The organism is Bradyrhizobium amphicarpaeae, assembly GCF_002266435.3.
Taxonomy (GTDB): domain Bacteria; phylum Pseudomonadota; class Alphaproteobacteria; order Rhizobiales; family Xanthobacteraceae; genus Bradyrhizobium; species Bradyrhizobium amphicarpaeae.
Genome location: NZ_CP029426.2, coordinates 305,858 through 323,209, shown reverse-complemented (window position 1 = coordinate 323,209; position 17,352 = coordinate 305,858). Strand labels below are relative to the sequence as shown.

Genomic DNA, 17,352 nt, shown 5'->3' with positions numbered 1-17,352 from the left:
GCTCGGCACCCCTTTAATGGCTTAAACCGAGGGTTCGGGACCGGTCTTGCGGCCGAACAGGCGCTGGCGGAGGCGGTAGGCGGGCATGTTCAGCCGGGTCAGGGCGGCATCGACCGCCTCATCGGAAAACCGCGTCCGTGGCCACCGGTAAATCAGAGCGTAGGCGAACCAGATCACGACGAAAGTCACGAGACCGGCAATCGACACGTCGGTGAAGAAGTGCCCGCCGAAGGCCATGCGCAGTCCGCTGGTGACGGCGCCGAAGACGACCGCCGCGGCATAGGCGAGCGGTCGCCACGCCGGCGGCGCCAGTGCGGCCGGCGCCAGCGTCCAGAACGCGGTCGCGCCCTCGCCCGAGAAGAACGAACAGTTGCGCGCGCAGCCGCCGCGCGGATCCCACCACGGCACGAACTGCTGGTCACCGGCGAATTCAGTCACCACCACCGGGCGCGGCCGGCCCCAATAGGTCTTGAAGGTGAGATTGGTGAGGATGCCGGCCGACAGGATGATCGTGAGAAGCAGGAACACGATCGCGCGCCCCGACACCATCAAGGGACGGTCGGGCCGGATCATCTTGACCACGAGCGCGACCAGCGACGGCGCCACGAAGGCCCAGGCGACCCACATCGCAGCGTCACGCGCAAAGCCCGCCCAGTCGTTCAGCTTGAGCGGAAATGTTTTCGTCTCGGGGTCGAAGAACAGCGACGCGAGCTTGAGATCGAGCTCGGGATAGAGGCCGAAAACGACGCCAATGACGAGCCACAGCGCCAGGGCGATGAAGAGTCCGGTACGGTTCATGACGCGCGGTTTAGCGGAGTGGGACGGGGATGGAAACCCCGGAGGCGGCACGGCTCATCGCGCGTCCGGCCTCGAATTCGACGGCAGTGGCGGAGGCGGCTTGCGCGGGGGCGGCGGAATGCGCCAGGCACCGGCATTGCGGCCGGCGATCAGCCAGTAGACCACGCCGGCAACGATGCCTGCGCCGGTCATGATCTCCAGATGGCGCCGCACGATGCCTTCGAACTGAAACGTGTCGGAGTGAAAGGGGACGAGGCCGAGATAGCAGGCGAGCCCGACGAGACCGCCGCCGACGGCATAAGCGAGCGCGCTGCGGATGTAGAGCGCCTCGGTGATCGCAACGATCACGGCCGCCGGCACCAGCGCAAAGCCCGATACGAAAATGAAGCCGAAGCCGAGCAGGATGTCGATCGTGCCCTGATCGACCGGACCGGCGCCGAGATCGGAAAATTCCGGAAACAGCAGTGCGACGACCACGATCATGCCGCCGACGAAACAGGCGGCGAGGAAGCCGATGAAGATGACGACAAGGCGGCCGATCAGGGACATGGCGTCAAAACCACCGCAGCCGTCATTCCGAGGAGCACTTGCGACCAAGCAATCAAGACCGCTTGCGCAGAGACACTCTGGATTGCTTCGTCGCTACGCTCCTCGCAATGACGAGGTTGCGCTAGCGTGCACATAACTGGCTAATCCGTCATCGCCATGGCGCGCAGCGCCTGGCGTTCCCTGGCCGAGAGCTTTTCAGTCTCCGACTTCAGCTGACCGCAGGCGGCGAGGATATCGCGGCCGCGCGGCGTGCGCACCGGCGAGGAATAGCCGGCGTTGAAGATGTACTCGGAGAACTTTTCGATCTGGTCCCAGTCCGAGCATTCATAGGCCGTGCCGGGCCAGGGATTGAACGGGATCAGGTTGATCTTGGCATGAATGCCCTTGAGCATCTTCACCAGCAGCTTTGCATCGTCGAGCGAATCGTTGACGCCCTTGAGCATCACATATTCGAAGGTGATGCGGCGCGCGTTGGAGGCGCCGGGATAATCGCGGCAGGCCTGCAGCAGCTCCTTGATGGGATATTTGCGGTTGAGCGGCACCAGCTCGTTGCGCAATTCGTCGCGCACCGCGTGCAGCGAGATCGCAAGCATCACTCCGATCTCCTCACCGGCGCGCACGATGTTCGGCACCACGCCCGAGGTCGACAGCGTGATGCGGCGGCGGGAGATGCCGATGCCTTCATTGTCGCCCACGATCAACAGCGCATCGCGCACCGCGTCGAAATTGTAGAGCGGCTCGCCCATGCCCATCATCACGATGTTGGTGACGCGGCGCGTGCCGTCCTCGCGATCGGCCCAGTCGTTGAGGCGATCGCGCGCGACCATGATCTGCCCGACGATCTCGCCGGCGGTGAGGTTGCGCACCAGGCGCTGCGTGCCGGTATGGCAGAACGAACAGTTCAGCGTGCAGCCGACCTGCGAGGAGACGCAGAGCGTGCCGCGATCGGTCTCGGGAATGTAGACGCACTCGACTTCATGGGCGCGCTCGACATTGTCGCCGCTCGGCAGCCGCAGCAGCCATTTGCGGGTACCGTCGTTGGAGATCTGCTCGGCCACGACTTCGGGCCGGTCGACCGTAAAATGCTGCGCGAGCTCAGCGCGAATGCCCTTCGAGACCGAGGTCATGTCATCGAAGCCTTGGGCTCCGCGGAAATACATCCAATGCCACAGCTGCTGCACCCGCATCTTGCGCTGCGAAGGCTGAACACCGATCTCGCCGAGGCGGTCGGCAAGCTCGGTGCGCGACAGCCCGATCAGCGACGGCTTTGCCGGCGGCACATAGGTTTCGAGCGGAGTCTTCTCCACGAGGATTGCGTTGTGCGGCTCGGTCGTCGGTTGCATTGGTGGGACCTGGGATTACTGCTGTTTGAGTTCGTCATGCCCGGGCTTGACCCGGGCATCCACGTCTTTCGTCAATCGCGGTTGCGCGTGGATGGCCGGGTCAAGCCCGGCCATGACGACCGAAAATCTGGAACCGCCCCTATATAGCAACCGGAACAGTCGATTGCGACCTTCTCCAGCGCAGCCTTAACGCCGGCAATCCTGGCCGATCTTGTCCAGCGCCTGGGCGAGACCCTTCAGCGAGAACGTGTCGGTCGTCTCCGTTCCCTTGGCCGAGACGCCCTTGACCACGAGATCAGCGGATTTGCGCATGGCCTCGACCATCCGCTCCTCCTCGGCCGCGTTCTTGATCCAGAGCCCGTCGCCCTGCGTATACATCGAGAAGGCGGCGCCGCCGACCTCGACCGAGGATTCCGAGCCCGGCTTCAGCGCGTAGCCGATCATGACCGAAACTTCGTTGTTGACCTTCTCGGCCGGACGGGTCGAGACGAAGGCATAGGCGGGATCGCGCGGCCTGTTCGGCGGATTGGTCTTCGACGAGGAGGGTTTTGCCAGCGCGAAGCAGACCTTCTTGCCGTTGGGCGTCGCCGAATAGGCCCCCCAGGTGCCGAACTGGCCGATCAGGGTGGGCTCCGCACCACCCGCAACCGCCGCGGGCGGAGCCGATGGTTTGCTCTCCGGCTTTGCCGTGGACTTGGCCGTCGTATGGGCGGCCGGCGCGGCCGGCTTCGGCGTCGCTTTCGACGCCGGTTGCGCCGTCTGCGCCCGCGCAGAATCGAAGATTCCCCCGGCGACCACGCCAGTCATCAAAGCTAAAATCAGCACCCGCCACATGCTGGAGTGGTTCCCTCAATATTGTGACTGGAAGATGGCCCGGCCGCGCTTTGTCCCCGCGGCAGGCATAGCCGGGAAAGTCCAATTTGGGAAGGCAGTTAGCGGTGTCAGCCTTTGGATCGCGCAGCGCGCTGGTCAGCCCATTGCGTCTCGGTCCATTGCAACAAATCCTCGGCGCCGGAACTGCGCAAATGCGCGCCGCCGTCGATCACGACCATCTCGCCATTGATGTAACCGGCGCGGTCCGAGACCAGGAAGCTGGCGAGATCGGCAAGCTCGCTGTGCTCGCCGGTCCTGCCGAGCGGATTTCGCATCAGGGTGTCGTCACGCCCCTCCAGCCGCAACTGTCCGGATGCGCCCGCGGTCGGGAACGGACCCGGTGCGATCGCGACGGTGCGGATGCCCTTCGGGCCCCATTCCACGGCGAGGCTTTTGGTCATCGCCAGCACCGCCGACTTCGCCATCGCGGAGGGAACGGTGAAGGCGCGTCCGGTGATGGTCGACGTCGAGAGGATCGAGAGCACGACGCCGTTGTGATTGCCCTCGATCCAGCGCCTGCCGGCGGCGAGCGTGCAATACATCGCACCATGCAGCGTCGGCGCCAGGATCGCATCGGCCGCGCGGAACGACAGATGTTCGCTCTGTGCAATGAAAGTCGCGGCTGCGTTGTTGACGAGGATATCGAGCGGCGCCTCGCGCCAGAGCCCGTCCATCATGCTGTCGACGGCGGCACCATCGCGGATATCGCAGGCGATGGTGGTGACCTTGCCGCTGGTTTCTTGGCGCATCTCGCTTGCGGTTGCTTCCAGCCGGTCGCGCTTGCGGCCGCAGATCACGAGCTCGGCGCCGAGTGCAAGAAAACGGCGTCCCATCGCGGCGCCAAGGCCCGAGCCCCCGCCGGTGACGAGGATACGCTTGCCCCTGAGCAGACCCGTTTCAAACATCGTTTGAATCCCTTCTTGTTCTTCTTGTTTCGTGGCAGCGAGCGAAACGACGCAATACCGAGCCCGTCCTGTGGAAATAGTCTGGATTGCTTCGCTCCGCTCGCAATAACGCGAGGATAGGCCTTCGCATCGCTCGGGCAAAGAAACCGGATTGTCGCCCGTGCCTAAATCCGGCAGAAACGGGCAACCAAAACTCCACTCGAAACGCTTCAGGTGCCGCCATGAAAGCCATCCTCTGCTCGCAATATTGCCAGCCCGACGATCTCGTGCTGGCTGAGGTGCCGGATCCGGTGGCCGGTCCCGGCGAAGCGGTGATCGCGATCAAGGCGGCTGCGCTGAACTTCTTCGACATCCTGATGATTCAGGGCAAGTACCAGATCAAGCCGCCGTTTCCGTTCTCGCCGGCCGCGGAAGTCGCGGGCGTGATCGAGAGCATCGGCGCCGGCGTGACCGATCTGAAAGTCGGTGATCGCGTCGTCGCCTCCTGCGGCCACAACGGCGCGCGCGAGAAGATCGCGCTGCCGGCGGCGTCGATCGTGAAGATCCCCGACAATCTCGACTATGACCGCGCGGCCGGCATCATCATCATCTACGGCACCGCGCTGCATGCGCTGGAAGATCGCGCCAGCCCGAAGCCGGGCGAAACGCTTGCGGTGTTGGGCGCGGCCGGCGGCACCGGCCTTGCCGCCTGCGAGCTCGGCAAGCTGATGGGACTGAAGGTGATTGCCTGCGCCTCGTCGGACGAGAAGCTCGAATTCGCCAAGGCGCATGGCGCCGAGCTGACGTTGAACTACGGCAAGGAAGATCTCAAGGAAGGCTTGCGAAAACTCACCGGCGGCAAGGGCGTCGACATCATCTTCGATCCGGTTGGCGGCGCGTATGCCGAGCAGGCGCTGCGCTCGATCGCGTGGGAAGGCCGCTTCCTCGTGATCGGCTTTGCCGCGGGCGACATTCCGAAAATGCCGCTGAACCTCGCGCTGCTGAAGGGCTGCGACATCCGCGGCGTGTTCTGGGGCGCCTGGACCCGGCTCAACCCGGAGAAGAATCGTGCCAATCTCGAGAAGCTGGTGAAGTGGACTGCGGAAGGAAAGATTTCATCGCATGTCGATCGCACCTTCCCGCTGGCGCAGACCGCTGACGCATTGAAGGTGCTGGCGGGACGCCAGGCCATGGGCAAGGTCATCCTGCATCCGTGAGGATGTGCATGCGTGGCGCCGCCCAGGCTCGCCACACTCAACTGTCATCGCCCGCGAAGGCGGGCGATCCAGTATTCCAGAGACACCAGCGATTGAACCGACAAGCCGCGGCGTACTGGATTCCCCGCTTGCGCGGGGAATGACACCGCGCTTGTGGTAAACGCTCCTAAGCTTCGGCTTCCGCACTCGCCTCGTCCACCCCACGCTTCAGCACCGTCCGCGCGGCTTCGCGGTGCTCGTTCGTGATGTGGCCGGAAACCATGCGAATGGCGGTGGCGAGCACGGCAGCGTCGTCGGCGAAGCCGAGGACCGGCATCACGTCGGCGACGAAATCGAACGGCAGGATGAAATAGGCGATCGCACCCAGCAGCGCGGCCTGGACATGGCGCGGTGTCTGCCGATCGAAGGCGCAGTAGTAGGCGGCAAGCAGGTCTTCCGCGAATGGAAGATGCGCGGCGACACGCTTCAGCTTGCGCCAGAAGCGGCGGCGCACGCTCTCGCGATCTTCCGCGAGGCGATCGGCCGGCTCGAAACCGACGCTGTGCTCGGCAGCCATGTTCGACAAACTCCTGGTTCAGCCCAAAGCGGCGCCGCATCCCGGCTGATCACAAGATGGGGATGTGGCCGAGCGCTGCAAGACGTTGGCCGATCTCAGCCTGCGATCGCATTCATCGTCCGGGCCAGCGCGATGTCGAGCGCGGTGACGCCGCCGGCATCGTGGGTCGACAGCACCACCTCCACCGTCTTGTAGACGTTGCGCCATTCTGGGTGGTGATCCATCTTCTCGGCGGCCAGCGCGGCCCGGGTCATGAACCCGAACGCCTCGTTGAAATCCTTGAAGATAAAGGTTTTCGCGATGGCATCCCGACCTTGGACCTCGGTCCAGCCCGGTAGTCCGCCCAGCGCCTGCCTGCGCGCCTCCGCCGAGAGTCGTTCTGCCATGCTCGTCTCCGTCCTTCAGGGGAACTTTACCCTAACACCCCGGTGAGGCCCGGGTTCATACGGGGATTTCCGCCATCCGCTAACCATGACGGAGATGTAACCCCGCCGGACAAGAAATTTGCTACAATTGCGAGCGTAAATCGCCGGCCAAGATGAAACTGAGCCTGAAGCGCCTGTTTGGGAGATCGATGACCGGGGGATTGGACCTGGCCGAAACGCCCTCTCCGCCTTCGCCGCGATCCGCGGCGCGGAAGACTGCACTCGTGACTCTTGCGCTCGTGCTCGCGATCATCGGCACGCTCGCCGGCGGCTATTACTTCGCCATGCGGCCCGTGACGCTGAAGATCGCGGTCGGCCCCGCCAACAGCGATGACGTCAAGGTCGTGCAGGCGCTGACGCAAGCCTTTGCGCAGCACAAGAGCCAGATCCGGCTGCGTCCAATCCAGACCGACGGCGCCACGGCCAGCGCCGATGCGCTTTCGGAAGGCAAGGTCGATCTCGCCATCGTGCGCGGCGACATCGACGTGCCCAAGAACGCGCAAGCGGTCGCGACCCTGCGCAAGAACGTCGTGGTGCTGTGGTCCGTACCGGGCAAAGGCAAGAAGCGGGGCCCGAAAATCACCAAGATCTCGCAGCTCGCCGGCCATCGCGTCGGCGTCGTCGGCCGCACCCAGGCCAACGTCAATCTGCTCAAGGTGATCCTCCAGCAATACGGCGTCGATCCCGCCAAGGTCGAGATCGTGCAATTCCCGGCCAACGAAGCCGCCGAGGCGATCAAGGCCCAGAAGGCCGACGTCTATCTCGCGGCCGGCCCGGTCAACAGCAAGATCACCGCGGACGCGATCGCCGCCTCCACCAAGGATTTCGGCGCGCCCAGCTTCCTCGCGATCGAGTCGGCGGATGCGATAGCGCAGAATCATCCGGTCTACGAAGCGTCCGAGATTCCCGCCGGCACCTATGGCGGCTCACCCGCCCGGCCGGATGACGAGGTCAAGACCATCAGCTTCTCGCATCACATCGTGGCGCGAAAGGGCGTGTCCGACACCACCATCGCGGCGTTCACGCGCCAGCTGTTCGCCGTGCGTCAGCAGCTGGTGACGGAATTCCCGCTGGCGGCGAAGATCGAGACGCCCGACACCGACAAGGACGCGGTGATCCCGGTGCATCCCGGCGCGGCCGCCTTCGTCGACGGCGAGGAAAAGACCTTCCTCGACAAATACAGCGATTACATCTGGTGGAGCCTGATGGCGCTCTCCGCCATGGGCTCGATCGGCGCCTGGTTCGCGGGCTATCTGAAGAAGGACGAGCGCGACAACAACAGCCATCTGCGCGAAAGGCTGCTCGACATGATCGCGGCCGCGCGCAAGAGCGAGGCGACCGAAGAGCTCGACCAGATGCAGGCCGAGGCCGACGAAATCCTGCGCGACACGTTGCGCTGCTTCGATCACGGCGCGATCGAGGAGGGCTCGCTGACGGCCTTCAACATCGCGCTGGATCAGTTCCACGCCGCCGTCGCTGACCGCAAGGCCGTGCTGTCCAGCCTGCCGCAGAACCTGCAACGTGCGGGCGCGCAGTTCAGGGCCGCTGGCAACGCGTAACGCTTGCGCGCGTTATCGCTGCGTCACATTGTCTCAATATAGGTTACCGTCATTCAGGGGCGCGCACCACGCGAACCCGGAATCCATCGAGCCGCATCTCGCAGGGTTCGGAGCCATCCTTCATGAACATCAAATTCTCCCGCCGCCGTTTCCTCGCCACCGGCGCCGGTGCGCTCGGTGCCGTCGCGATGCCCTATCTCTCGCGAGCGGCCGATCGGCCCGCGGTCACCCACGGCGTGCAATCGGGTGACGTCACGGTCGACGGCGGCATGGTGTGGGCCCGCACCGACCGGCCCGCGCAGATGCTGGTCGAGGTCGCGACGACCGAATCCTTCAGGGATGCCCGGGCGCTTCCGCCGATCGCGGCGCTGCCCGAGAGCGACTTCACCGCAAAGATGCTGATCGATAACCTGCCTGCCAGCCAGGACATCCTTTACCGCATCCGCTTCCGCGATCTCTCGCATGGCGCGATCGAGGGCGAACCGGTGACCGGCCGCTTCCGCACCGCGCCCGCCGACCGCCGTGATGTCAGCTTCGTCTGGGGCGGCGACGTCGCAGGACAAGGCTGGGGCATCAACCCCGATGACGGCGGCATGTTCACCTTCTCGGCGATGCGCAAGCACCGTCCGGATTTCTTCCTGCATTCCGGCGATACCATCTATGCCGACGGCCCGATCCAATCGGAGGTGAAGCTCGCCGACGGCAAGATCTGGAAGAACGTCACCATCCCCGAGAAGTCCAAGGTCGCGGAGACGCTCGACGAGTACCGCGCCGCGCATAAATACAATCTCACCGACGAAAACCTACGTGCCTTCAATGCCGAGGTCCCGATCTTCGTGCAATGGGACGACCACGAGGTGACCAATAACTGGTCGCTGTCGAAGGAGTTGCCGGCGGCCTACAAGGAGCGCGACATTTCGCTGCTCGCCGCCCGCGCCGGCCGCGCCTTCCACGAGATGTATCCGATGCGCGAGAGCATCGTTGAGCCGGGCCGGGTCTATCGCCAGATCTCCTACGGCCCGCATCTCGACGTGTTCGTACTCGACGAGCGCAGCTATCGCGGTCCGAACGGCCCCAATCTCGAAACCGCCTACGGCCCCGCCAGCTACTTCCTCGGTCCGAACCAGATCGCCTGGCTCAAGCGTGGCCTGCTCAATTCCCGCGCGACCTGGAAAGTGATCGCCTCCGACATGCCGCTCAGCCTCGTCGTGTCGGACACGCCGAAGGGCGGCTCGGAAGCGATCGCGCAGGGCGACGGGCCGGCGCGCGGCCGCGAACTCGAGATCGCCGACATTCTACGCTTCATCAAGATGGCGCCGATCAGCAACACGGTGTGGCTGACCGCGGACGTGCACTACGCCGCCGCGCATTATTACGATCCGAACAAGGCACAATTCCAGGAGTTCGAGCCGTTCTGGGAATTTGTGTCGGGCCCGCTGCATGCCGGCACCTTTGGTCCGGCTGCGCTCGACAACACCTTCGGACCTGAGGTGCGCTTCGTAAAGGCGCCCGGCAAGGACAGCCAGAACCTGCCGCCGTCCGCCGGCATGCAGTTCTTCGGTCACGTCAAGATCGACGGAGCCTCGGGCCAGATGACCGTGACCTTGCGCGACCGCGCCGACGTCGCGCTGTGGTCGACCACGCTCGATCCGAAGCAGGTCTGATCGCTAATCGCGGGCGCGCACCTTGAGCGCCGCCTCCAGCGCGTCGCTCGAGCACGGCTTCTGCAACCGCGGCTGGCCGGAGAATTCAGGCGGAATGCGCGCCTCGGCGCCATAACCGGTGACGAACACGAACGGGATCTTCAGCGCTGCCAGCCGCTCGGCGACCGCAAAGCTCGTCTCGCGAATAAGCTCGACATCGAGCAGCGCGAAATCGGGCGCTCGCTCGGCGATGGCACCCAGCGCCTGGGTCACCGACCCGACGCTCCGCACGCCCGTAACCCCAAACCCGAGCAGACGGTCCTCGAAATCGATCGCGATGATCGGGTCGTCTTCGACGATCAGAACATCGGCCGGCCAACTTGCGCCATTGGGGAGTGCGGGTGTCATGATCGCATCTTGTGTGTAGTAGGGGTTCGGATCAGGACTGCCGCGACACGATGCCTGCGCACAGCGGAGGGTTCCCGGAACGAAACCCACCACATCGCCGTTCTCCAGTCTGTCCACTTGTGCACACAGGGAAGGCACGGAACTCGTTAAGGTGCGAGGGGATGGGAGTTCACGATGGATGCGCATATCAGCAAGATGACCGAGGTCGAGAACCGTCCGGCCAACAATCTGTTGCGGCGTCTGAGCCAGGCAGACTACGCCCTGCTCGCGCCGCACGTGACCGTCGAAAACTCCGCAGCGAACCAGTTGCTCTACAGCCCCGGTGACGACGTCCAGGTCGTCCACTTCCCCTGCGGACCGGCGCTCGCGACCTTTCTCGTCCCCAACGAGGATGGCCGAGACGTCGAGACCATCCTGGTCGGCCGCGAAGGCGCGGTGGGCGGCATCGTCAGCGAGGGGTTCCTGCCGGCCTATACCCGGATCTGCGTGAAATTCAGCGGCCCGTTTGCGCGCGTCCATGTCGCCAAGCTGGAAGCGGCCAAGCTGCGCTCGGTATCGCTGCGCAATATCTTTGCCCGCTATGCCGATTGCATGCTGGCGCAGATCTTCCAGTCGACCGCCTGCAATGCGATCCATTCCATCGAACAGCGGACCGCCAAATGGATCCTGGCGGCGATGGAGCGGACCGGCGACGAGGACAGCGTGCCGCTGACCCACGAACAGCTTGCGACGCTGCTCGGCGTTGGCCGCAGCTATGCCAGCCGCGTGCTCCAGTCGTTCAAGGCGGAACGGATTCTCGACACGAGACGCGGATCGATCCTGGTTCGCAACCGCGACGGCCTGAAGCTTCGCGCCTGCCTGTGCAACGACGCGGTGAAAATGCACTTCGAGGAGGTGCTGCGCGGCGTCTACCCGACCGAGGAGCGGGAGGCCGGCTAGCGCCCCGCCTCGCTTCCCCGGCGTGGAGAACGAGCGGGGCGCACTATCCCGCGCGGCTGGAACCTGGGCTAATATCCCCGCATGAGCGGGGCATTCCTTCACACCGTCTTCGACATTGCCGCATGGCTGGCGGCGGCCGCGGCTGTCTACTGGCTGTCGCGACAGCGCCTGCGGTTTCCGGCGCAATCCTTCGAGCTGCCCTATGTCGCCGCGCTGGTGTTCGGCGCGGGCCTCGGGGCCTACCTGTTCGGCTCCGCCAATCTGTGGCTGTCGGGCGAGAGCGGCATCGCCCGCTCGGTCGAGGGCGCGATCGCCGGCGGCATCGTCGCGATCGAGTTCTACAAATGGTCCGCAGGGATTTCCGCGCGAACCGGCGCACGTTTCGCGCTGCCGCTGGCGCTCGGCATCGCGATCGGCCGGCTCGGCTGCTACTTCGCGGGCCTCGACGATTTCACCTATGGCACGCCGACCGCGCTGCCCTTCGCCCATGATTTTGGCGACGGCATTCTGCGCCATCCCGTGCAGCTCTACGAGAGCGCGGCCATGGCCGCCTTCGCGCTGCTCTATGTGCTGGCGGTCGTGAACCGGAACGGCTTTGTGATCACCAATGGTTTCTACCTGGTTCTCGTCTACTATGGAGCGCAACGCTTCCTGTGGGAATTCCTCAAGCCCTACGGCACGCTGATCGGCCCCTTCACCCTGTTTCATCTGCTGTCGCTGTCAATTTTGCTCTACGCCGGCGTCATGCTCGCGACGGCGCCCAAAGCGAGACCCATACAAAGCGAGTTACTTGCATGAACGCGCCGTTGCGTAAGTCGCGACCCTATATTTTCTGGGGCCAGACCCAATCTCTTTGCGAGACCTGCCTGAAGCTGGTGCCGACCAAGATCCAGATCCTGGGCAGCGAGGTCTGGCACGAAAAGCGCTGCAAAGAGCACGGCGTCCAATCGACGTTGGTGTCGACGGATGCCGCCTATTGGCGCCTCTGCAAGGATTTCATCAAGCCCGGCGACCGGCCGCTGCAATTCCAGCAGCGCACGGAGTTCGGCTGTCCCTATGATTGCGGTCTCTGCTCCGATCACGAGCAGCATTCCTGCCTGGCGCTGATCGAGATCACCGAGCACTGCAATCTGACCTGCCCCGTCTGCTTCGCCGAATCCTCGCCCGCGCGAACGAAATTCACCCCGCTCGCCACCATCGAGAAGATGCTGGATGCGCTTGTCGCGAGCGAGGGCGAGCCTGACCTGGTGCAGATATCCGGTGGCGAGCCGACGCTGCATCCGGACTTCTTCGCAATCCTGGACGCCGTACGCGCTCGCCCGATCCGCCACGTCATGATCAACACCAACGGCCTGCGCATTGCGCGTGAGAAGGATTTCGTGGCACGGCTGGCCGAGAACAAGCGCGGGCTGGAGGTCTATCTCCAGTTCGATTCATTACAGCGCGATGCGCTGATCGACCTGCGCGGCGCGGATTTGCGAAAAATCCGCCAGCAGGCGCTGGAGAATCTCGAGCATTTTGGCGTTTCGACCACACTGGTCGCGACCATCAAGCGCGGTGTCAACGACACCGAGATCGGCGACATCGTCCGCCACGCGCTCACCTGGTCATGCGTGCGCGGCGTCACCCTGCAGCCGGTGCAGGACGCCGGCCGCAACGAAAATTTCGACGAGAAGACCGACCGCATCATGCTGTCGGAGATCCGCAAGCGCGTGATCGAGACCGGGGTGTTCGGCGACAAGGACATGATCCCGCTGCCCTGCAATCCCGAAAGCATCTCGATCGGCTACGGCCTGCGCAACGGCGAGAAGGTGCTGCCGCTGACCTCGCTGATCCCGCAGGAACAGCTCGTCGCCGTGATGCCCAACACCATCAGTCCGGAGAAATATCCGATACTGCGGGAAAAATTCGTCGATCTGTTCTCGCTGTCGTCGGGACCTTTGAACACGAGCGAGCGCGTCTGCGAATTGTTGTGCTGTCTGCCGAGCTTCAACGCGCCGGAAGGCCTCTCTTACGAGAACGTCTTCCGCGTCACCATCGTGCAGTTTCTCGACCGCTTCAATTTCTGCGTCGGCAACGTCAAGCGCAGCTGCATCCATTTCGTGACCGAGCAGGGCGCGATCATTCCGTTCGACACCTACAATCTGTTCTACCGCAGCGGAAAGATCGACGGCATTCGCGCCGGGCTCGAAGGGCAGACTTACCGCGAGGCAAGGCAAAGCGAGGAGGCATCACAATGAGCGATACGCCACCGCCGGTTCTGCCGCCTCTGCCCACGCCGGACCATGCGCGTAGCGGCTGCCTTACGGCTTTCATGGTGATAGCGGGGGTGATCCTGCTGCTGCCGGGCCTGTGCGCGCTCGTGTTCGGGGGCATTTCGGTGTCCGACAGCGGCCAAATCGCTTCCGACATCGCGCCGTTCGTCTTCCTTGGACTGGTGGTGGGGATCGGCGGCGTCGCCCTGATCTGGGCGGCCATCAAGGGGCGGAAGGCCCCGCCGGCCCGGAACGGCAGCTAAGCCCCGGGGATTCCCGGACAAAATTCGATCAACCAACGGGCAAAGAACGCATTGTTTTTTGGCCGTTTTTGCATATATTGCGCCGCAACGCGTAGGCTGCCCGGTCGATATGGCCGGGCTTCCTTTTTGGGCGGAAAGCGCCCCGTTTTCAGTCTTCCAGCGTTGTTTCGAGAAGAGGTCCCGGTCCGACCGGCGAGATCGCGCTTAACCCATTGTACGAACGCAAAGAAGCTCACTCATGAACCTCCGTAACGTCGCCATCATCGCTCACGTCGACCACGGCAAGACGACCCTGGTCGACAAGCTCCTCCAGCAGTCCGGCACGTTCCGCGAGAACCAGAAGGTGACCGACCGCGCCATGGACTCCAACGATCTGGAGCGCGAGCGCGGCATCACCATCCTGGCCAAGGCGGCCTCGGTGCAGTGGAAGGACACCCGCATCAACATCGTCGACACGCCCGGCCACGCCGATTTCGGCGGCGAGGTCGAGCGTATCCTGAACATGGTGGACGGCGCCCTGGTGCTGGTCGACGCAGCGGAAGGCCCGCTGCCGCAGACCAAGTTCGTGGTCTCCAAGGCGCTCAAGGTCGGCCTCAAGCCGATCGTCGTCATCAACAAGGTCGACCGCCCCGACGCACGCCCGACCGAAGTCATCAACGAGGTGTTCGACCTGTTCGCCGCGCTCGACGCCAGCGAGGAGCAGCTCGACTTCCCGATCCTCTACGGGTCGGCCAAGCAGGGCTGGATGGCCGACAGCCCGGAAGGCCCGAAGGACAAGGGCATGGAGCCGCTGTTCGACCTGATCCTGCGCCACGTCGCGCCGCCGAAGGTCGAGGAAGGTCCGTTCAGGATGATCGGTACCATCCTGGAAGCCAACCCCTATCTCGGCCGTATCATCACCGGCCGCATCTCCTCCGGCGTGCTGAAGCCGAACCAGCAGGTCAAGGTGCTCAACGCCGAGGGCAAGCTGGTCGAGTCCGGGCGCATCACCAAGATCCTGGCGTTCCGCGGTCTCGAGCGCACGCCGCTCGATGAGGCCGAGGCCGGCGACATCGTTGCCATTGCGGGCCTCACCAAGGGCACCGTCGCCGACACCTTCTGCGATCCGACCGTCGAGGTGCCGCTGCCGGCACAGCCGATCGATCCGCCGACCGTGTCGATGTCGTTCATCGTCAACAACTCGCCGCTCGCCGGCACCGAAGGCGACAAGGTGACGAGCCGCATGATCCGCGACCGTCTGTTGCGCGAGGCCGAAGGCAACGTCGCGCTGCGCGTCGTCGAAGCCTCCGACAAGGACGCGATGGAAGTCTCGGGCCGCGGCGAATTGCAGCTCGCGATCCTGATCGAGACCATGCGCCGCGAAGGCTTCGAGCTCTCGGTGTCGCGTCCGCGCGTGGTGTTCCAGAAGGACGAGGCCACGGGCGCCACCCTGGAGCCGATCGAGGAAGTCGTGATCGACGTCGACGAGGAGCATTCCGGCGTCGTCGTGCAGAAGATGAGCGAGCGCAAGTCCGAGCTGGTCGAAATGAAGCCGTCGGGCGGCAACCGCCTCCGCCTGGTGTTCTACGCGCCGACCCGCGGCCTGATCGGCTACCAGGGCGAACTGCTCACCGACACCCGCGGCACCGCGATCATGAACCGCCTGTTCCACGGCTATGCGCCGTACAAGGGCGAGATCCAGGGCCGCCGCAACGGCGTGCTGATCTCCAACGACCAGGGCGAAGCAGTGGCCTACGCCATGTTCAAGCTGGAAGACCGCGGCCCGATGATGATCGAGCCGGGCTGGAAGGTCTACAAGGGCATGATCGTCGGCGAGCACACCCGCGACAACGATCTCGAGATCAACGTGCTCAAGGGCAAGCAGCTCACCAACATCCGCACCACGTCGAAGGACGAGGCGGTGCGCCTGACCCCGCCGATCCGCATGACGCTGGAAAAGGCGCTCGCCTATATCGAGGACGACGAGCTCGTCGAGGTCACGCCGAAGTCGATCCGCCTGCGCAAGAAGCACCTCGACCCGAACGAGCGCAAGCGCGCGGAAAAGTCCAAGGAAGCGGTGGCGTAAGGCCACCGCTCGCCGGAATGCCGTAGGGTGGGCAAAGCGTAGCGTGCCCACTCCTTTGAATTTCCAATCGACGATGGTGGGCACGGCGCAAGCGCGCCTTTGCCCACCCTACGAAACATCGCCTCAGGTCCAGGCTCTGCGGAGCGGCGTTACACGCCGCACCGCGTCCGGGACACGAGAGCGTCATATCTGTCTGGCTTTCTTGCGTTCCAGCGAACGTGCTAGAGCCCGCACATGACCAGCCTCCCGTCCTCCGTCGACGTCGCGATCATCGGTGCCGGTGCCGCCGGGCTCGGCGCCGCGCATGCGTTGCAAGGCTCGGGCCTCTCCGTGATCGTGCTGGAGGCGCGTAACAGGCTCGGTGGCCGCGCCTGGACGGTGCAGGCCTCGCCTGAGGTCATCTTCGATGTCGGCTGCGGCTGGCTTCACTCCGCCGACAAGAACTCCTTCGTCGCCATCGCCAAGCGCTTGAATTTCGCGGTCAACACCGACCTGCCGCCCTGGCGCGACCGTGCCTTTGGCGAGGTGTTTCCGGAACGGGAGCGCGATGAGTTCGCGCGCGAGATCGACGCATTCTACGACCGCGTCAGCGAGGCTGCGGAAGCGGGCGAAGATGCGCCGGCCGAGCGATATCTCGAGCCGGGCAATCGCTGGAACCCGATGATCAATGCCGTCTCGACCTATGTGAATGGCTGTGAGCTCGACCGGGTCTCGATCCTCGACATGGACGCCTACGAGGACACCTATTTCAATTGGCGCGTCCGGGCCGGGTATGGCGCGCTGATCGCTGCCTATGGCGCCTCCTGCCCGGTGGCGTTGAACTGCAACGTCTCGCTGATCGACCATTCCGGCAAGCACATTCGGATCGAGACGTCGTCGGGCACGCTGACTGCGGACAAGGTGATCGTCACGGTGCCGACCAACCTGATTGCGGACGAAGCCATCCGCTTCTCGCCGCCTTTGCCGGCCAAGGTCGATGCCGCGGCTGGCCTGCCGCTCGGCGTCGACGACAAGGTGGTGCTGGCGCTGGAGGACGCAGAAGCCTTCCCGAAGGAAGGCAACCTGCGCGGCGCGACCATGCGCACCGCAATGGGCACCTACCATATCCGCCCATTCGGCCAGCCCTGCATCGACGGCTTTTTCGGCGGCACCTTTGCGCGCGAACTGGAGGACGCCGGCGAGGGCGCCTTCGCCGCGCAAAGTATCGATGAGATCGCGGACTATCTCGGCAACGACATCCGCCGCAAGCTGAAGCCGCTCGCAGAGTCGCGCTGGGGTCACGACCCCTTCGCGCGCGGTGCCTATTCGCATGCGCTGCCGGGCCATGCGGGAGACCGCGCCGTGCTGGCCGCGTCGGTGGATGGCCGGCTGTTCTTCGCCGGGGAAGCGACTTCGCCGACCTTCTTCACGACGGCGCATGGGGCACGAGACAGTGGGGAGCGGGCGGCGAAGGAAGTACTGGCGGCTTTGCTCAGGCCGTAGCCACAAACGCCGTCATTGCGAGCCCAGCGAAGCATCCAGACTGCCGCCGCGGAAAGATTCCGGATGGCTTCGTCGCTTCGCTCCTCGCGATGA

The 17,352-nt window shown here is 64.4% G+C and carries 17 protein-coding genes; 9 read left to right on the top strand and 8 right to left on the bottom strand.

Going from position 1 to position 17,352, the window contains the following annotated elements; all coding sequences use genetic code 11:
* Positions 1 to 21: 21 nt before the first annotated feature.
* The 5 genes from CIT40_RS01570 to CIT40_RS01550 form a co-directional block, all read right to left on the bottom strand.
* Complete coding sequence (locus CIT40_RS01570; protein ID WP_162307810.1) at positions 22 to 798, bottom strand: phosphatase PAP2 family protein; 777 nt, start codon at positions 796 to 798, stop codon at positions 22 to 24.
* Between the two features lie 54 nt (positions 799 to 852).
* On the bottom strand, positions 853 to 1,347 hold the full coding sequence (locus tag CIT40_RS01565) for a hypothetical protein (RefSeq protein ID WP_094893205.1): 495 nt from the start codon (positions 1,345 to 1,347) through the stop codon (positions 853 to 855).
* A 140-nt stretch (positions 1,348 to 1,487) separates the two neighbouring features.
* Positions 1,488 to 2,690 (bottom strand): dual-specificity RNA methyltransferase RlmN, encoded by a 1,203-nt coding sequence (gene rlmN, locus CIT40_RS01560; protein WP_094893206.1) that lies wholly within the window; start codon positions 2,688 to 2,690, stop codon positions 1,488 to 1,490.
* A gap of 186 nt (positions 2,691 to 2,876) precedes the next feature.
* The gene (locus CIT40_RS01555; RefSeq protein WP_094893207.1) at positions 2,877 to 3,524 is read right to left on the bottom strand and encodes an invasion associated locus B family protein; all 648 of its coding nucleotides are present in this window, start codon (positions 3,522 to 3,524) and stop codon (positions 2,877 to 2,879) included.
* A gap of 107 nt (positions 3,525 to 3,631) precedes the next feature.
* Positions 3,632 to 4,468 carry an SDR family oxidoreductase gene (locus CIT40_RS01550; RefSeq protein WP_094893208.1) on the bottom strand — a complete coding sequence of 279 codons (837 nt, stop codon included), beginning with the start codon at positions 4,466 to 4,468 and terminating at the stop codon, positions 3,632 to 3,634.
* A 221-nt stretch (positions 4,469 to 4,689) separates the two neighbouring features.
* Between CIT40_RS01550 and CIT40_RS01545 the strand changes: the two genes are divergently transcribed.
* Positions 4,690 to 5,664 (top strand): NADPH:quinone oxidoreductase family protein, encoded by a 975-nt coding sequence (locus CIT40_RS01545; protein WP_094893209.1) that lies wholly within the window; start codon positions 4,690 to 4,692, stop codon positions 5,662 to 5,664.
* A gap of 166 nt (positions 5,665 to 5,830) precedes the next feature.
* Here CIT40_RS01545 and CIT40_RS01540 read toward each other — a convergent pair whose 3' ends face one another.
* Positions 5,831 to 6,220 carry a YkvA family protein gene (locus CIT40_RS01540; RefSeq protein ID WP_094893210.1) on the bottom strand — a complete coding sequence of 130 codons (390 nt, stop codon included), beginning with the start codon at positions 6,218 to 6,220 and terminating at the stop codon, positions 5,831 to 5,833.
* Positions 6,221 to 6,315: 95 nt separating this feature from the next.
* Positions 6,316 to 6,606, bottom strand: a complete 291-nt coding sequence (locus tag CIT40_RS01535; RefSeq protein WP_094893211.1) for a 4a-hydroxytetrahydrobiopterin dehydratase — start codon at positions 6,604 to 6,606, stop codon at positions 6,316 to 6,318.
* A gap of 152 nt (positions 6,607 to 6,758) precedes the next feature.
* Here CIT40_RS01535 and CIT40_RS01530 point away from each other — a divergent pair, with 152 nt between their 5' ends.
* Complete coding sequence (locus tag CIT40_RS01530) at positions 6,759 to 8,204, top strand: TAXI family TRAP transporter solute-binding subunit (RefSeq protein ID WP_094893212.1); 1,446 nt, start codon at positions 6,759 to 6,761, stop codon at positions 8,202 to 8,204.
* A gap of 122 nt (positions 8,205 to 8,326) precedes the next feature.
* The gene (locus CIT40_RS01525; protein WP_094893213.1) at positions 8,327 to 9,868 is read left to right on the top strand and encodes an alkaline phosphatase D family protein; all 1,542 of its coding nucleotides are present in this window, start codon (positions 8,327 to 8,329) and stop codon (positions 9,866 to 9,868) included.
* Positions 9,869 to 9,871: 3 nt separating this feature from the next.
* On the opposite strand, the gene CIT40_RS01520 is transcribed toward CIT40_RS01525, so the two are convergent.
* Positions 9,872 to 10,255 carry a response regulator gene (locus CIT40_RS01520; protein ID WP_094893214.1) on the bottom strand — a complete coding sequence of 128 codons (384 nt, stop codon included), beginning with the start codon at positions 10,253 to 10,255 and terminating at the stop codon, positions 9,872 to 9,874.
* 174 nt (positions 10,256 to 10,429) lie between these two features.
* On the opposite strand from CIT40_RS01520, the gene CIT40_RS01515 reads away from it, so the two are divergent.
* The 6 genes from CIT40_RS01515 (at position 10,430) to CIT40_RS01490 (ending at position 17,259) form a co-directional block, all read left to right on the top strand.
* On the top strand, positions 10,430 to 11,194 hold the full coding sequence (locus CIT40_RS01515; protein WP_094893215.1) for a Crp/Fnr family transcriptional regulator: 765 nt from the start codon (positions 10,430 to 10,432) through the stop codon (positions 11,192 to 11,194).
* 81 nt (positions 11,195 to 11,275) lie between these two features.
* On the top strand, positions 11,276 to 11,992 hold the full coding sequence (locus CIT40_RS01510) for a prolipoprotein diacylglyceryl transferase family protein (RefSeq protein ID WP_094893216.1): 717 nt from the start codon (positions 11,276 to 11,278) through the stop codon (positions 11,990 to 11,992).
* Entirely contained in the window at positions 11,989 to 13,434 is a 1,446-nt protein-coding gene (locus CIT40_RS01505; protein WP_094893217.1) for a radical SAM protein, read from the top strand. Before CIT40_RS01510 ends, CIT40_RS01505 begins: the two co-directional genes overlap by 4 nt.
* A complete protein-coding gene (locus tag CIT40_RS01500) occupies positions 13,431 to 13,712 on the top strand; it encodes a hypothetical protein (RefSeq protein ID WP_094893218.1) in 282 nt (93 codons plus the stop codon). Before CIT40_RS01505 ends, CIT40_RS01500 begins: the two co-directional genes overlap by 4 nt.
* 238 nt (positions 13,713 to 13,950) lie before the next feature.
* Complete coding sequence (typA, locus tag CIT40_RS01495) at positions 13,951 to 15,777, top strand: translational GTPase TypA (RefSeq protein WP_094893219.1); 1,827 nt, start codon at positions 13,951 to 13,953, stop codon at positions 15,775 to 15,777.
* A 234-nt stretch (positions 15,778 to 16,011) separates the two neighbouring features.
* Entirely contained in the window at positions 16,012 to 17,259 is a 1,248-nt protein-coding gene (locus tag CIT40_RS01490; RefSeq protein ID WP_094893220.1) for a flavin monoamine oxidase family protein, read from the top strand.
* Positions 17,260 to 17,352 lie beyond the last annotated feature (93 nt).

Coding starts and splice junctions, on each gene's coding strand:
- CIT40_RS01530 (WP_094893212.1), top strand. CDS start 6,759: ATGAAACTGAGCCTGAAGCGCCTGTTTGGGAGATCGATGACCGGGGGA.
- CIT40_RS01565 (WP_094893205.1), bottom strand. CDS start 1,347: ATGTCCCTGATCGGCCGCCTTGTCGTCATCTTCATCGGCTTCCTCGCC.
- CIT40_RS01490 (WP_094893220.1), top strand. CDS start 16,012: ATGACCAGCCTCCCGTCCTCCGTCGACGTCGCGATCATCGGTGCCGGT.
- CIT40_RS01500 (WP_094893218.1), top strand. CDS start 13,431: ATGAGCGATACGCCACCGCCGGTTCTGCCGCCTCTGCCCACGCCGGAC.
- CIT40_RS01525 (WP_094893213.1), top strand. CDS start 8,327: ATGAACATCAAATTCTCCCGCCGCCGTTTCCTCGCCACCGGCGCCGGT.
- CIT40_RS01520 (WP_094893214.1), bottom strand. CDS start 10,255: ATGACACCCGCACTCCCCAATGGCGCAAGTTGGCCGGCCGATGTTCTG.
- typA (WP_094893219.1), top strand. CDS start 13,951: ATGAACCTCCGTAACGTCGCCATCATCGCTCACGTCGACCACGGCAAG.
- CIT40_RS01510 (WP_094893216.1), top strand. CDS start 11,276: ATGAGCGGGGCATTCCTTCACACCGTCTTCGACATTGCCGCATGGCTG.
- rlmN (WP_094893206.1), bottom strand. CDS start 2,690: ATGCAACCGACGACCGAGCCGCACAACGCAATCCTCGTGGAGAAGACT.
- CIT40_RS01540 (WP_094893210.1), bottom strand. CDS start 6,220: ATGGCTGCCGAGCACAGCGTCGGTTTCGAGCCGGCCGATCGCCTCGCG.
- CIT40_RS01570 (WP_162307810.1), bottom strand. CDS start 798: ATGAACCGTACCGGACTCTTCATCGCCCTGGCGCTGTGGCTCGTCATT.
- CIT40_RS01505 (WP_094893217.1), top strand. CDS start 11,989: ATGAACGCGCCGTTGCGTAAGTCGCGACCCTATATTTTCTGGGGCCAG.
- CIT40_RS01535 (WP_094893211.1), bottom strand. CDS start 6,606: ATGGCAGAACGACTCTCGGCGGAGGCGCGCAGGCAGGCGCTGGGCGGA.
- CIT40_RS01545 (WP_094893209.1), top strand. CDS start 4,690: ATGAAAGCCATCCTCTGCTCGCAATATTGCCAGCCCGACGATCTCGTG.
- CIT40_RS01555 (WP_094893207.1), bottom strand. CDS start 3,524: ATGTGGCGGGTGCTGATTTTAGCTTTGATGACTGGCGTGGTCGCCGGG.
- CIT40_RS01515 (WP_094893215.1), top strand. CDS start 10,430: ATGGATGCGCATATCAGCAAGATGACCGAGGTCGAGAACCGTCCGGCC.
- CIT40_RS01550 (WP_094893208.1), bottom strand. CDS start 4,468: ATGTTTGAAACGGGTCTGCTCAGGGGCAAGCGTATCCTCGTCACCGGC.